Source organism: Cellulosimicrobium sp. JZ28 (genome assembly GCF_015327065.1).
Lineage (GTDB): Bacteria > Actinomycetota > Actinomycetes > Actinomycetales > Cellulomonadaceae > Cellulosimicrobium > Cellulosimicrobium funkei.
This window is the reverse complement of record NZ_CP017660.1, coordinates 4,043,855-4,058,381: the sequence shown is the minus strand read 5'-3', so window position 1 is coordinate 4,058,381 and position 14,527 is coordinate 4,043,855. Positions and strand designations below refer to the sequence as shown.

The 14,527-nt window shown below is 73.6% G+C and carries 10 protein-coding genes; 4 read left to right on the top strand and 6 right to left on the bottom strand.

From position 1 onward, the window contains the following. Positions 1 to 78: 78 nt before the first annotated feature. A complete protein-coding gene (locus tag BJP59_RS18210) occupies positions 79 to 1,635 on the top strand; it encodes a class I adenylate-forming enzyme family protein (protein WP_194521676.1) in 1,557 nt (518 codons plus the stop codon). Positions 1,636 to 1,645: 10 nt separating this feature from the next. Here BJP59_RS18210 and BJP59_RS18205 read toward each other — a convergent pair whose 3' ends face one another. Beyond that, on the bottom strand, positions 1,646 to 2,107 hold the full coding sequence (locus BJP59_RS18205; protein ID WP_021482652.1) for an Lrp/AsnC family transcriptional regulator: 462 nt from the start codon (positions 2,105 to 2,107) through the stop codon (positions 1,646 to 1,648). A 191-nt stretch (positions 2,108 to 2,298) separates the two neighbouring features. On the opposite strand from BJP59_RS18205, the gene BJP59_RS18200 reads away from it, so the two are divergent. From BJP59_RS18200 to BJP59_RS18190, 3 genes are all read left to right on the top strand, one after another. After that, positions 2,299 to 3,735 carry an NAD(P)/FAD-dependent oxidoreductase gene (locus BJP59_RS18200; protein ID WP_194521674.1) on the top strand — a complete coding sequence of 479 codons (1,437 nt, stop codon included), beginning with the start codon at positions 2,299 to 2,301 and terminating at the stop codon, positions 3,733 to 3,735. Positions 3,736 to 3,843: 108 nt separating this feature from the next. Next, positions 3,844 to 4,569, top strand: coding sequence for a HEAT repeat domain-containing protein (locus BJP59_RS18195; RefSeq protein WP_194521673.1), 726 nt, complete (start codon positions 3,844 to 3,846; stop codon positions 4,567 to 4,569). Between the two features lie 145 nt (positions 4,570 to 4,714). After that, positions 4,715 to 5,350: a sugar O-acetyltransferase gene (locus tag BJP59_RS18190; protein WP_194521672.1), complete on the top strand. Its 636-nt coding sequence runs from the start codon at positions 4,715 to 4,717 to the stop codon at positions 5,348 to 5,350. 424 nt (positions 5,351 to 5,774) lie between these two features. Here BJP59_RS18190 and BJP59_RS18185 read toward each other — a convergent pair whose 3' ends face one another. The 5 genes from BJP59_RS18185 to BJP59_RS18165 all read right to left on the bottom strand — a co-directional run bounded on the left by BJP59_RS18185 (position 5,775) and on the right by BJP59_RS18165 (position 14,295). Then, complete coding sequence (locus BJP59_RS18185) at positions 5,775 to 8,678, bottom strand: hypothetical protein (RefSeq protein WP_194521671.1); 2,904 nt, start codon at positions 8,676 to 8,678, stop codon at positions 5,775 to 5,777. A 102-nt stretch (positions 8,679 to 8,780) separates the two neighbouring features. Further along, positions 8,781 to 10,121, bottom strand: coding sequence for an ABC transporter substrate-binding protein (locus BJP59_RS18180; protein ID WP_021480451.1), 1,341 nt, complete (start codon positions 10,119 to 10,121; stop codon positions 8,781 to 8,783). A 91-nt stretch (positions 10,122 to 10,212) separates the two neighbouring features. Continuing rightward, positions 10,213 to 11,166, bottom strand: coding sequence for a carbohydrate ABC transporter permease (locus BJP59_RS18175; protein WP_021480452.1), 954 nt, complete (start codon positions 11,164 to 11,166; stop codon positions 10,213 to 10,215). 7 nt (positions 11,167 to 11,173) lie between these two features. Next, positions 11,174 to 12,109 carry a carbohydrate ABC transporter permease gene (locus BJP59_RS18170; protein WP_076403986.1) on the bottom strand — a complete coding sequence of 312 codons (936 nt, stop codon included), beginning with the start codon at positions 12,107 to 12,109 and terminating at the stop codon, positions 11,174 to 11,176. Further along, a complete protein-coding gene (locus tag BJP59_RS18165; RefSeq protein WP_442861516.1) occupies positions 12,106 to 14,295 on the bottom strand; it encodes an alpha-galactosidase in 2,190 nt (729 codons plus the stop codon). The genes BJP59_RS18170 and BJP59_RS18165 overlap by 4 nt, the downstream gene beginning before the upstream one ends. Positions 14,296 to 14,527: the final 232 nt, after the last annotated feature.

Sequence of the window (14,527 nt, the reverse complement as noted above, 5' to 3'; positions counted from 1 at the left end):
GATTCAATTCATCGCGGTACCGGCCGCCGGGCCGGAGGCGTCGAGGACGACGCCGCGCACGACGTCGAGGAGGACGACATGCACCTGGGCAGCATGCTCGAGAGCACGGCACGCAAGGTCCCGACCAAGGAGGCGCTCGTGCTGGGCGAGCGCCGGCTCACGTACGCCGAGCTCGACGCGGCCGCGCGCCGCGCGGCGGCGGTCTTCCGGGACGCCGGCGTGCGCCCCGGCGACCGCGTCACGGTCATGACCTACAACACGCCGGGGTTCGTCGTCGCGGCGTTCGGCCTGTGGCGCGCGGGCGCCGTGCTCGTCCCCGTCAACCACAAGCTCCAGGCGCCCGAGGTCGCGCGGCTCGTCGCCCACAGCGGCGCCGTGCTGGGCGTCGCGGACGCGAGCCTGGCCCCCGTCGCGACCGCCGCCGCGCCCGCGGTGCGCTGGCTGTGGACGGAGGCGGACGCCGTCGGGCAGGACGCGGAGGGGACTCCGGGGCACGACGACTTCGACGCGCTCGTTGCGGCCGCCGAGCCGTGGGACGGCGTGCCGCCGGACCAGGACACGATCGCCCAGGTGCTCTACACGTCCGGCACGACGGCGGCCCCCAAGGGCTGCGAGCACACCCACCGCGGGCTGAGCTCGGTCGCGGCCTACACGACGGCGGCCGTCGGGCTGCGCGCGGACGACCGCTTCCTCCTCGCGATGCCCATCTGGCACGCCTCGCCCCTCAACAACTGGTTCCTGTCGATGGTGTTCCTCGGCGGGACGACCGTGCTGCTGCGCGAGTACCACCCGATCGAGATGCTGCGGACGGTCGAGGCCGAGCGCACCACCGCGTTCTTCGGCGCGCCCATCGCGTACGTCGCGCCGCTCCAGGTCGCCGCCGCGCAGGGCATCGACCTGTCGACGTTCGACCTGTCGAGCGCGCGGCTGTGGCTCGCCGGCGGCGCGCCCGTCGGCGCCGACACCGTGCGGGCGATCCGCGCCGCCTACCCGGGCGAGCTGCACCAGGTCTACGGCATGAGCGAGATGGGGCCGGTCGGCACCGCGCTCGGCCCGGCCGACCAGGAGCGCAAGGCGGGCTCGATCGGGCACGCGGGCATGCCCGGCGTCGACGTGAGGGTCGTGGACCTCGACGGGAAGGACGTCGGCCCGGGCGGGACCGGGGAGATCTGGCTGCGGTCGGACACCCGGATGGTCGGCTACCTCGACGACCCGGAGGCGACCGAGGCCGTGCTGGTCGGCGACTGGTACCGCACCGGCGACGTCGTGCGCGTCGACGAGGACGGGTACCTGTTCATCGTCGACCGGCTCAAGGACGTCATCATCACGGGCGGCGAGAACGTCTACTCCCAGGAGGTCGAGGAGGCGCTGCGCGGCTCCCCGGAGGTCGCGGACGTCGCCGTCGTCGGGCGGCCGCACGCCGACTGGGGCGAGACGGTCGTCGCGTTCGTCGTCCCCGCTCCCGGCGCCGAGCCGACGCTCGACTCGCTGCGCGCCTTCCTCGCCGACCGGCTCGCGCGCTACAAGGTGCCGCGCGACGTCGCGCTCGTGACCGAGCTCCCCCGGAACCCCTCCGGCAAGCTCACCAAGCACGTCCTGCGGTCGCGCGTGCGGGAGGGGACGACGGTGGCGTGAGGCCAGGGCCTCAGGGACGCGCGTGCTCGAAGATCACCGTCGTGCTCGTCCCGGCCACCTCGGGGCGCACGCTGAGCGTCCGGGACACCAGGTCGCGCAGCGCGTCCGAGTCGGCGACCGCGACGTGCAGCAGGAAGTCGCGGTCGCCGGTGACGAAGAAGACGCCCTCGACGTCGGGCAGCGTCAGCAGGTAGTCGCGGAACGCCTCCAGGCCCTTGCGGGCCCCGGCCTGGAGGCGGATCGCGATGAGCGCCTCGAGCCCCCGGCCGAGCGCCGCGGGGTCGACGTCGGCCCGGAAGCCCCGGATCACGCCGCGGTCCACGAGGGCCCGGACGCGCGCGTGGCACGTCGAGGCCGCGATGCCGACGCGGGCGGCGACCGCCGCGTTCGTGGCGCGCGCGTCGGTCGCGAGGACGTCGAGGATGCGACGGTCGACGTCGTCCAGCGCGGGCGGTCGAAGATCCTTCGGCACGGTGGGCCTCCCCTGGTCGGCGGGCGAACGTCGCGGCGGCGGCAGCGGCCGGGAGCGATGATCCTTCGGCACATCTTGCCGCACACCGAAGGATCCACCACGCTGTGAGTCGTGCGGCACCATCCCGCCGCACACCAGCCACGCGCCCGCCTCGCCACCCGCGGGGCGGGCGTCGGTCGAAGGAGCCCGGCGTGAGCACGACCTCTCGTCCCCGTCCCCGTTCTCGCGACGCCCGGTCGGCACCCCCCGGCCGCGCCCCTCGCACGGCCGTCGTCGTCGGCGCCGGCATGGTGGGGCTCGCGACCGCGTGGCACCTCCAGGAGCAGGGCGTCGAGGTGACCGTCGTCGACCGCGAGGGCGTCGCCGCGGGCTCCTCGTGGGGCAACGCCGGGTGGCTCACCCCCGGCATGGCGATGCCGCTCGCCGACCCGTCCCTGTGGACGTACGGGCCGCGCGCCCTCCTCGACCCGGCCGCTCCCCTGCACGTCCCGCTGCGGTTCGACCCGCGCCTGTGGACGTTCTTCGCGCGTTTCATGGCGCACGCGACGCAGGCCCGCTGGGACCGCGCGATGGCGGCCCTCACCCCGATCGACCGCGTCGCGCTCGACGCGTTCGACGAGCTCGCCGCGGGCGGCAGCCTCGGCCACGGCGTCGAGGCCGGCACGATTCCCGGCCCGTTCACCGTCGCGTTCGAGCACGTGCGCGAGGCCCGGCCCTTCCTGCGCGAGCTCGAGCACGTCGCCGCCGCCGGGCAGACCGTCCCCGTCCGGCGCGTCGAGGCTGGCGAGCGCGCACACCAGCTCACCGACCGCGTCTCCACCGTCTACGCGCTCGAGGGCCAGCGCTTCCTCGAGCCCGGACCGTACGTCCACGCGCTCGCCGACTCCGTGCGCGCCCGCGGCGGCACCATCCTCACCGGCCTCGAGGTGCTCGACGTCGAACCCGGCCGCCTGGGCGCGTGCGTCTTCGCGCGCGCCGTGCACCCCGACGCCGCCCGGCACCCCGCCCTCGTGGGCGCCGGGGCGAGCGACGGGTCCGGGGTGACCGACGGCGTCGGGCCGGACGCCGGGGTGCCGCGCCGGGCCGGCTCCCCCGCCGACCGCGAGGAGGGCGTCGTGCTGCGGGGCGACGCCGTCGTGCTCGCGACCGGCGCGTGGCTGCCCTCGCTCGCGGCGCCGCTCGGCGTGCGCACGCGCGTGCAGGCCGGACGCGGCTACTCGTTCACCGTGAAGACCGACGAGCCCGTCGAGACGCCGATCTACCTGCCCGCGCGCCGCGTCGCGTGCACGCCCTACCAGGGCCGGTTCCGCATCGCGGGGACCATGGAGTTCCGCGGCCCGGACGAGCCGCTCCAGCCCCGGCGGATCGACGCGATCCTCGCATCCGTGCGGCACCTGTTCCAGGGCGTCGACCTCGACGACCGGCACGACGAGTGGGTCGGCTCGCGGCCCGTCACGCCCGACGGCCTGCCGCTCGTCGGCGCGACGCGCACGCGCGGCGTCTACGTCGCGGGCGGCCACGGCATGTGGGGCATGGTGCTCGGGCCCGCGACCGGCCGGGCGCTCGCCCACCTCGTGACGACCGGCGAGACCCCCGACGAGATCCGCGCGTTCGACCCGCTGCGCTGAGCCCGGCGGCAGGCGCTCTCCGGCGGCTCCCGGATCGTGGCTCGCGGCCGCCCGAGCCCGGCCGAAAGACCCTGTCGGGCGGGGGCGCCGCGTCCTAGCGTGGTCGGCATGACCGTGCGAGAGGAGCACCGGGCCGCGCTGCGCGCGCTCGACGGCGACCCGGCGGCGGTGCGCGCGCACCTCACCGCGGGATCGGGGCTGCCGGGCCCGCGCGCGAACCTCGAGCTCCTGGGCGCGTTCGCCGACGTCGCGCCCGCCGAGCTCGTCCGCGCCCTGGCCGACGACCCCGACGAGTACCTCCGGTGCTGCGGGACGTACGGGCTGGGCCGGCTCGTCGTCGCGGCCCCCGCCGACGCGCGCGCGGAGCCGACCGACCGGCTGCGCGCCCGCGCGTCGGACGGGTCGTGGCGCGTCCGCGAGGCCGCCGCGATGGCGCTCCAACGGATCGGCGACGCCGAGCCCGCTACGCTCCGCGCGCTCGTCGCGTCGTGGGTCGCCGACCCCGACCCGCTGGTCCGCCGCGCCGCCGTCGCCGGGATCTGCGAGCCGCGACTCCTGCGAGACCCGGCGACCGCGACCGCCGCCCTGGACGCGTGCGCGGCCGCGACCGCCTCGATCGGCGCGCTCCCCGCCGACGCGCGCCGCGACCCCGACGTGCGCACGCTGCGCCAGGCCCTCGGGTACTGCTGGAGCGTCGCCGTCGTCGGTGACCCGGCCGCCGGTGTGCCGCGGTTCGCGGCGCTGCGCGGGTCGTCGGACCCAGACGTGGCGTGGGTCGTGCGCGAGAACGAGAAGAAGGCGCGCCTGCGCCGCGTCCTCGACCGCACGTCCTGACCGGGCGCCGGGAGCCGCCCCGGTCACGGCGTTCCGGGGGCGGCCCGGCGACGGCGGCCCAGAGAGGTCGAGCCCGAGGAGTCTTGCGTCCCTTCGCGCGCGCCTATATGTTTAACCGAAATACTAATCACGACGAAGGAGTCCGATGAGCAGCACGACCGAGCCGACGACGAGGATGGCCGAGCTGGCCGCCACGGACGAGGACCTCCGCAGCCTGCTCTCGGGCGGGTGGCTGCGCTACCGCACGTCGCCCGCGCTGCAGGAGCTGACCCGCGACGCGCACGCGACGTGCGCCCGCATCGGGCGCGTGTACTTCGAGGACGTCGACGAGGCACGCCGCCTCTTCCACCGGCTCGTCCCCGGCGCCGAGGAGGGGATCGACTTCCGCCCGCCGCTGACGATCGACTACGGCGACCGGCTGCAGATCGGCGCGCGCACCTTCATCAACGCCGACTTCATGGTCATCGGCGGCGGCCTCGTCACGATCGGCCCGGACTGCCTCATCGGTCCGCGCTGCTCGATCTACACGCCGAACCACGCCGAGGACGTCGTCCGCCGCCGCGAGGGCTGGGAGCGCCCCGAGCCCGTCACGATCGGCAGCAACGTGTGGATCGGCGGCTCGGTCACCCTCACGCCCGGCGTGACGATCGGCGACGACAGCATCATCGGCGCCGGGTCCGTGGTCACGCGGGACATCCCCGCGGGCGTCGTCGCGGTGGGGAACCCGTGCCGGCCCGTCCGCGCGATCGCGACGGACCCCGAGGACTCCGCCGCCCGCTGAACGGCACCCGCGCCCGGGCGACGACGCCCGGCGCGCACGACGACGCAGTCACCGAGCAGCCGGCGCCCTGCGCCGGCGGAGAGCAGGAGCCATGCAGTGTGCAGAGTGTGGGACCACCCCCCGCGACGGCCGGGTCGCGACGGCCGTGTGCAGCGAGTGCGGCGCGGCCACGTGCGCGGAGCACACCCACGAGGTGAGGATCCGGATCCCCGCCACCTCCGTGGGGAACCCCGTCGTGCGGACGGCACGACGCCTGCGGTGCAGCGAGTGCACCCGGCTCGCGGAGCCGCTGGAGCAGGTCCGGCGGTAGCCGCGCGGCGCTCCGCCTCGGGGTGCTCGGCCCTCGTGCCGCCCTGGAGAGCACAGCGCTCGGGCCCCGCACGGTCCACTCCCGTGCGGGGCCCGAGCGACGTCGGCCAGCCGGTCAGCCGCAGTCGAGCGCGTCGTACGCGACGTCGTACCGGCCGTCGCGCCCGTCCGTCGACGCGGTCACCGTGACGGTCCCCGCCTCGAGCCGGGCCGCGCGCACGGCGAACGACTGGTAGCCGGAGCGCTCGGGCGCGACCGCCGCGAAGTCGCGGCTGCCGTACGCCGTGACGACGGCGAGGTCGACCGCGGACGGCTCCTCGTTCGTCGCACGCACGGCGAGGTACGCGGTGCCCGCCAGGCAGCGCGGCTGCACCTGGACCTCCACCGCGACGCCCGGCGAGGACGCCCCGTTGCTCACGTCGAGCACGAGCGGCGCGAGGGCCAGCGTGTCCAGGTTCGGGGCCCAGCCCGTGGCGTTGCCGAGCGTCAGGGCACCGTCGTCGGTGGTCAGGTCCAGAGCCACCGTGTGGGTCCAGAAGCCCTTCCACGAGTAGTTGTGCCGGAAGGCGCCGCGCGTGGTGCCGCCGCCGGCCTCGCTCACGTCGAGGAAGCGCGTGATGACGTCGGTGTTGTACGCGTGCCCGGTGTTCTTCTCCGCGTTCGCGTACCGCACCACGAGGTCGTACTGGCCAGCGCCCACGCCCTCCGCGCGCGGCCACACGGCGACGCTCTGCTCGCTGCCGCCCAGCCAGGAGACCTGCCGTCCCGACACGTCGGTCGGCTGCGCGACCGACTCCAGCCGCGCACCGCCCGAGAGCTGGAGCACGTCCTCGGCCTCGACCGTCTCGACCGACGCGTCCGACCCTGCCGCACGCGTGGTCGTCAGCGCACCGAGCGAGATGCCGCCCGGCGCGGTGACCGCGAGCTCCGTGATCCCCTGCGCGAGGTGCACCCGCGCCGACGAGGTGCGCGCACCGGCGGCGTGGGCCTCGAGGCCCACGACCTCCCGGCCGTTGAGCCGCAGGCCCACCGTGGTCGGTGCGTCCGCGGAGTAGTCGAGCGTCACGTCGTAGTACCCCGTCTCGCGCGCGGCCACGTAGAACGTCGCGGTGCCGTCGCCGCCGACCTGCACCCGCCCGGCCTCTCCGGCGTCGTAGGAGACCGACGCTCCCTGCAGACGGGCGAGGTGGGCCGGGTAGGTCGTCGTGTCCGGGCCGTCCACCCGCTCGAGGTCGAACCGGTCGAGCGTGACGTTCGCCCCGGGCAGCACGGTCGACCCGTCGGCGCTCGCGCGCACCGACAGCTCGTGCGCACCCGCCTCGAGCTCCACCAGGACCTCCGCCTTGCCGCGGTAGGAGTCCGAGAACCCCGCCTCGTAGCGGATCGTCCCCGCCGGAGCCCCGTCGACGAACAGCGCGTGCGAGCCCGGCCCCACGTTCGGCCCGTTCACCCCCGCGATGACGCCCAGGCGGTACGTGCCCGTCGTCGGGACGTCGACCGTCCACGACGCCGACGCGCCCGCCGTCGTGAACCCGCGCACGTCCTTCGCGCCCGAGGCCGCGAACGTCCACGCGTCACCGGCCGGCCGGTCCACGACCGTCAGCCCGGACAGCCGGGTCGACTCCGCCTCCACGCGCTGCCTCCACGTCGTGTCCGCCACGGGCGCCTCGTCGAGGGCCGGCGTCACCACGACCTGGTAGGCGGAGTGACGGTCGTCGTTCGGGACGACGACCTGCACCGCGCCGTCGACCACCGACGCGCGCTCGGCCACCACGACCGGCGGCGCCAGGGCCTCGCCCTCCTGCCCGGTGAACTCCGCCCGGCGCACCTGGACGTCGACCTCGTCGCCGAAGACCTCCGTGTCGACGCCCGACACGTCGAGGCGGACGTCCTTCGAGCCGCCACCGAAGAGCACCGTCGCCTGGCGCTTCTCGGCGTCCAGGGCGGCGAGCCCCTGCAGCGTGTCGACCGCGTTCAGCGCCGGCGGGGTGAGCTCCACGGTCTCCCCCGTGAGGTCGCCGTACCACTTGAGCAGCCACCACGCGCCGTTCGCGCCGTTGTTCTTGGCCATGTTGTCGTTGAGGTTGCCCGCGAACGTCCAGTACGCCGTCTGGGCGTCGACCTTCTCGTCCTCGAACATCGAGATCCACTGCACCAGCTGGCCGGGCACGCCCATGTCGCGGCGCATCGCGTACTCCGTGATGTTCACGGGCAGCGGGCCGACGCCGACCTCCTGCTCGATCCGGCGGAACTCGGCGAGGTGCGAGCGGAAGGTCGCGAGGTTCTCGACCCCGAGCTCGTGCCAGGTCCACATGTCCGGCAGGACGTCGTTGGCCTTCGCGTAGGTGAGGATCTGGCGGGTGCTCGTCCCGTGCCACCACGCGTCACCAGGGCCGGCGATCCGCGCCTCGGGGTAGACCTCCTTGATGGTCTCGTAGGCGGCCTTCCAGTCCGCGAGGAACGTGTCCCGCATGACGTTCCAGTCGCCGTACCAGTTGATGCCGTCGGGCTCGTTGAACGGCGTGAAGACGTACCGCTCGGGGTAGTCGGACTCCTCGACGATGCTCGTCACGACGGTGCGCACGATGTCGAGGTACGTGTCGAAGTCCTCGGGACGCTTGCCGCCGTTGTAGGCCCAGTCGGGGTAGTAGTCCTGGATGTTCACCATCAGGTACTCGCCCCCGTTCTCGAAGAGCGAGCGCTCGACGTCGAGCGGGTCCCCGTTGGGGTGCTGCGCGCCGTGCGGTGCCTTCTGGGTGACGTTGGTCGGCCGGGCCCCCGCGATGATGGGGTCGGTGGGCACGCCGTCGTCGCCCAGCCCGTAGAGCATGCCCGAGGCTCCGCCCTGCACCGCGCCCGTCGACGCTGCCAGGTCGACGGCCAGGACCTCCACGTCCTCCGCGGCCGCCGCGCCGGGCAGCACGGTCACCGCGCCGGTCGCCACGACCACGGACGCGGTCAGCCCCGCCGTGAGCCGGCGGAGCATCCTGCGCCCGCCGTCCGCTCTCCTGCCGTGCATCTGTCCACACTCCTTCGTGCTGTCGGGGAGCGGGGCGGCCGGGACGGCCGCCCCGCCGACGGGGTGCGGCGACTCCGCCGCAACCCGCCGTCGTGCTGGTGCTCAGTCCGCGAGGACCGCGTTGATCTGCTCGTTGGCCTCGGTCAGCGACGACGCGTCCTTGTTCCCGAGCGCGATGTCCTCGAAGGCGACCGACGCGATCGCGTTCACCTCGCCGGCCCGGACGGTGATCGGCGGGAGGAACGTGCGCCCGTCCTCGCGGTAGCTGAAGAACGCCGAGACGTCCCAGCCCTTCGCGTCGAAGGCCTCCAGCGCCTTGTCGGCCGAGCCGGGGATCGCGGGGAACACGACGGCGTGCTCGGCGACGACGTCCTGGCACGCGCTCGACCCGAGGTACTTGACCCACTCCCACGCAGCGTCCTGCTTCTTCGACGACGCGCTGATCGAGTCGGCGACGCCGTTGAAGAGCGAGGCGCGGTCACCCGTCGGCCCGACCGGGCCGGGCGCGATCCCGACGTCGACGCCCTCGAGCGCCTTGAAGGTCCCCGTCGCCCACGAGCCGTTGGTGCCCATGGCGACCTTGCCGGAGCCCACCTGGGTGAGCGTCTCCTCGGAGAACACCCCGGCGGCGGGCGCGTAGCCCTTGTCCGCGAGGCCGTAGAACCAGTCGACGGTCTTCTGGAACTCGGGGTCGTCGAAGTTGTAGCGCGTGCCCCACGGGTTCTGGTCGAGGTAGTCCCAGTCGAGCGACCCCGTGAAGTTGGCCCACTGCATCTGGCCCGTCTCCTCGAAGTTCGGGTTGATGCCCAGGCCGTAGACCGCGACGTTCGACTTGTCGAACCCGGCCTCGTCACCGCGCACGCCGTTCGCGTCCACCGTCAGGTGCGCGACGATCTGCTCGAACGTGCCACCGTCGTCGGGGTTCCAGTCGGCGGCCCACAGGTCCTCCGCCGTGTAGCCCGCGTCGGCGACCAGCGCCTCGTTGTAGAAGAACGCGGTCGTGTCCCAGTCCTTCGGCAGGCCGTAGAGCGAGCCGTCGGCGTAGCGCCACGGGTCGACGAGGCCCTCGGCGTAGACCGACGTGTCGACCGAGTCCTCCTCCACGAGGTCGTCGAGCGCGACGATCTGGCCCTGCGCCGCGAACTCGCCGTACTTCGACAGGTGGTCGACGAACACGTCCGGGCCGGAGCCGCCCACGAAGGAGGCGGTGAGCTTCGTCCAGTAGTCGTCCCAGGCGAACTGCTCGATCTTGATCGTGATGTCCGGGTTCTGCTCCGTGAACGCGGCCGCGCACTCCTGGTAGGCGGGCACCTGGTTCGAGTCCCAGAGCCAGTACGAGACCTGCTCGCCCGACCCTCCCGAGCCCGAGCCGCCTCCCGACGAGCACGCACCGAGAGCCAGGACCAGGCATCCCGCCACCGCGACGTGGACAGACTTTCGCATCGTTGTTCCCTTTCGCAGACATCCGCGTCGATGGTGCGGAATGGTTGTCGGGTCCGACGGCCGCCGGCCCGTGCCCCCTGGTGCCGAGCGGCTACTTGATCCCGGTGAAGCCGATCGAGTTGACGATCCTCTTCGCGAAGGCGAGGAAGAGCAGGAGCATCGGCAGCGCTGCGAGCAGCGTCGCCGCCATGAGCCCCGCCCAGTCCGGGGACGCCTGGGGGGACTGCGCCCGGAAGATCCCGAGCGCGAGGGTCAGGACTCGTGAGTCGTCGGACTGGCTCACGAGCAGGGGCCACAGGTAGTCGTTCCAGGCAGTGATGTACGTGAGGACCGCGAGCGTCACCACGGCGGGCGACGCCATGGGCAGCACGATGGTGAAGAACGTCCGGAACCGACCCGCGCCGTCGAGCTTCGCCGCCTCCTCGATCTCGAAGCTGATCCCGGCGAAGAACTGGCGGAGGAAGAACACCGCGAACGGCGTCATGAGCATCGTGGGGAGCGCGATGCCGGGCAGCGTGTCGAGCAGACCGAGGTCGCGCACGAGCAGGAAGTTCGGCAGCAGCGTGAAGATGGTCGGGACCATCAGGCCGGCGAGGAAGACCGCGTAGACGGCGTCGCGGCCCGGCCAGCGCAGCCGCGCGAACGCGTAGGCCGCCATCGCCGAGAAGAACACCTGGCACACGGTGACGAGCGTCGCGACCACGACGGAGTTCAGCAGGTAGCGCGGGAAGTCCATCGAGGCGCCGGACCCGCCGTCCGCGAGCGACTCCTGCGCGGTGGCGAGCCCGAGCGCGCGGCGGAAACCCTCCCCGCTGAACCCGACCGGCAGCGGGTCGGCCGCCCCTCCCGGCAGCGCGGCGTTCGTGGACAACGCGGTGCGGAGCATCCAGTAGAAGGGGAAGAGCGTCACGACCAGGAGGAGCGCGAGCACGACCCAGCCGAGGACCCGGCCCGGCGTGGTGCGACGTCGGCGACGGCGGGGTGCCGGCTCGGGGTGGGCGGGTCCGGTCGGCGTGGCGACGGGAGCGGGAGCTGTGGTGGTCATCGGTACCTCACGCCATGTCGTTCTGGTTCGCCCGGGTGAGCCGGAACTGGACGATCGCGATCGCGGCGAGCACCACGAGCAGCGCGACCGACATGGCCGACGCGTACCCGAAGTCGTACCCGCGGCTGAAGGCGACCTCGTAGATGTAGTACTGGATGACGTTCGAGGCGTTCGCCGGGCCGCCCTGGGTCGCGACGGAGACGGTGTCGAACACCTGGAACGAGCCGATCATCGTGACGATGAGCACGAGGCCCAGGTACGGGCGCAGCAGCGGCATCGTGATCGACCGGAACATGCGCAGCTCGGACGCGCCGTCGACGCGGCCCGCCTCGTAGAGGTTCTCGGGGATCGTCTGGAGGCCCGCGAACAGCAGGAGCGCTGTGTAGCCGAGATGGCGCCACACGTTGACGAGGGCGATCGTCGGGATCACGAGCGACTGGTCGCCGAAGAACATGATGCGGTCGCCGCCGAGCGACTCGACCAGCTCGTTGACGAAGCCGAGCTGGTAGTCGAGCAGCATGAGGAAGAGCATCGCCGCGACGACGTTGGACACGAGGTACGGCGTGAGGATGATGCCGCGGACGACCAAGGACCGCGTGAGCCGGTGCATGAGCACCGCCACCACCACCGCGAGCACCGTCTGGAGGCCGATGTTGAGCAGCACGTACCAGACGGTCACCTTGAAGGCGTTCCAGAACACCGGGTCCGCGACCATCCGCTGGTAGTTCTCGAGCCCCACGAACCCGCCGGTGTTGAAGGCGGTCGAGTCGGTGAGGCTCAGCCAGATCCCCCGGAGCGCCGGCCACAGGAAGAACACGACGAACCCGATGCCGGCGGGCAGCACGAACAGCAGGGCCGCCGGCAGGTTCCGCAGCTCCTGCGACCGGCGTCGCGCCGCCGGAGGGGCGGTCGCCCGCCGTGGACCCGTCGCCTGCGTGGTCATCGCTCCACCTCCACGTGGATCAGCACCGCCTGGTCCGGGTCGAGCGCGGGGACGCTCAGCCCGACCGACCCGAGGGCCGCTCCGCTCAGGCGGAGCCCGCCCGCCCACCACGCGGGCGCCGACCGCGGGTCGTCGGCGCGGACCACCGACGGCCCGGACGGGCGGACGACGTAGGTCGCGTCGGGGTCGAGACCGGGGAGCTGCACGCGCCCCGCCGGCCACGTCACGTGGCGCTCGCGCAGCGTGAGCCCGTACAGCGCCTCCGTGCGGTCCGGGCTCACCGCGCCGTGCAGCCACAGGTCACCCCCCTCCAGCGACCGGCGCACGACGCGGCCCGTGTGCACGAGGTGGCGCACCTGCTTGTAGTGCTCGACCCAGTCGGCGAGCTCGCGCCGCTCCGCCTCGGTGGCCTCCGAGAGATCCCACTCGATCCCGAAGTGGCCGAAGAGCGCCGTCGCCGCGCGGAACGACAGGTCGAGCCGGCGCCCGGTCGTGTGCGCCCGGTCGGCCCCCACGTGGCTGCCGACCAGCTCGGGCGGGAGGAGCTGCGCCGTCCAGCGCTGGATCTGCTGCCGCTCGTGGGCGTCGATGCAGTCCGATGCCCAGACCCGGTCGGTCCGCTCGAGGATCCCGAGGTCGACGCGCGCTCCGCCGGACGAGCAGGACTCGATCTCGAGCCCCGGGCACCGTGCGCGGACCTCGTCCAGGAGGCGGTACGTCGCGAGCGTCTGCTCGTGGACCCCCGCACGACCGGTGCGCGTCGAGCCCGCGTCGACGAGGTCGCGGTTGTGGTCCCACTTGATGAAGTCGACACCGTGCTCGCGGACGATCGCGACGATGCTCGACAGCACGTGCTCGTACGCGCCCGGGTGCGAGAGGTCGAGCACCTGCTGGTGCCGCGCCTCGACGGGGAGCCGTCCCTCCACCTGGAGGATCCACTCGGGGTGCCGCCGCGCGAGGTCGGAGTCGAGGTTCACCATCTCGGGCTCGAACCAGAGGCCGAACTCCATCCCGCGCCCCTTGACGTGCCGGACGAGGTCCGCGAAGCGCCCCTCTCCCCAGACGTCGTCGGACACGGTCCAGTCGCCGAGGCCCGTGACGTCGTCCCGACGCCCGCCGAACCATCCGTCGTCGAGGACGAACCGCTCGGTCCCCACCTCGGCCGCGAGGTCGGCGAGCTCCTTGAGCCGGTCGAGGTCGTGGTCGAAGTACACGGCCTCCCACACGTTCATGACGACCGGTCGCGGGGTGCGCGGGTGCCCGGGACGTGCGCGGAGGTGGTCGTGGAAGCGGGCGGCGAGCGCGTCGAGACCGTCCGCGTGGCTCGCGTAGAGCCAGGGGCCCGTGTACGACTCCTCCGGCGCGAGCTCGACCTCGCCGGGGAGCAGCAGCTCGCCCCCGAGGAGGAGCCGACGCCCGTCGAAGGTCCGCTCTGCGGAGACGACGTGGTTGCCGCTGAACGCGACGTGGACTCCCCACGTCTCCCCGGCGTCGAACCCGAACCCGGGCTCGCCCGCGACGAGCACGGTCGCGGCGTCCGCGCCGGTCCGGCCGTGCCGGCCCTCGCGGACGTGGGAGCCGACGACGAAGGGGGACCGCTGCGGGACCCGCTCCTTGGCCCAGCGACCGGCGAGGTCGAGGAGCTCGTCCGCCGTCGTGGGGACGGGCAGGGCGAGCCGCAGGCCCTCGAGCGCGTAGGGCCGGGCGGCGACGTTGGTGACGCGGCCGCGGAGGCGGAGCAGCCCGGACGGCAGCATCTCCAGCTCCAGCCCGAGGCGCAGCCCCGCGTCCGCGTCGTGCGCCTCGACGACGACCGCACCGCCGTCCCGACGCTGGTCGACGTCGATCCGGACCGGGCGGAACCGCGGCGACCAGCTCGCGCCCGCGCGGTGCCCCGCGAGCCCCGGCGTGCCCGTCCACCCGGTCCAGGACTCGGGCAGCAGGGAGACGCGGACGCCCTGGTCGACGCCGTTCGTCGCGAGGACGGGGCGGGTCGCGCGCTCGAGGGCCTCGAGGTCCTGCCGGCTCTCGCCGATGTCGGAGCCCCAGTGCAGGACCTCGGGCAGACCGTCCTCGGGGAGCAGCAGGACGACGGCGGCGCCCGCCGCCGCCAGACGCACCACCCGGGGCCAGACGGGGGTCCCGCCCGCGTCACGGACGTCCTCGGCCATCGTTGTGCTCACCACGTACGCGCACTCCCTCGTCGCCCCGCATCGGTGCGGGTCCTGCAAACGTTGGTCAGAAGTTAACGCACACATCCGGGGTTCTGCAAACGTCGGTCAGAATGGCGGCGAGCCATCGGCGTCGTCGCGACGCGAGAGAAGGCCTCGGGACGGGGGCAGACACGTCGGGCCGCGCGGTCGGGGACGGGTGCGCCAGACCGAGCGGCACGGGACACGTCAGGCGCGCGGGGTCTCA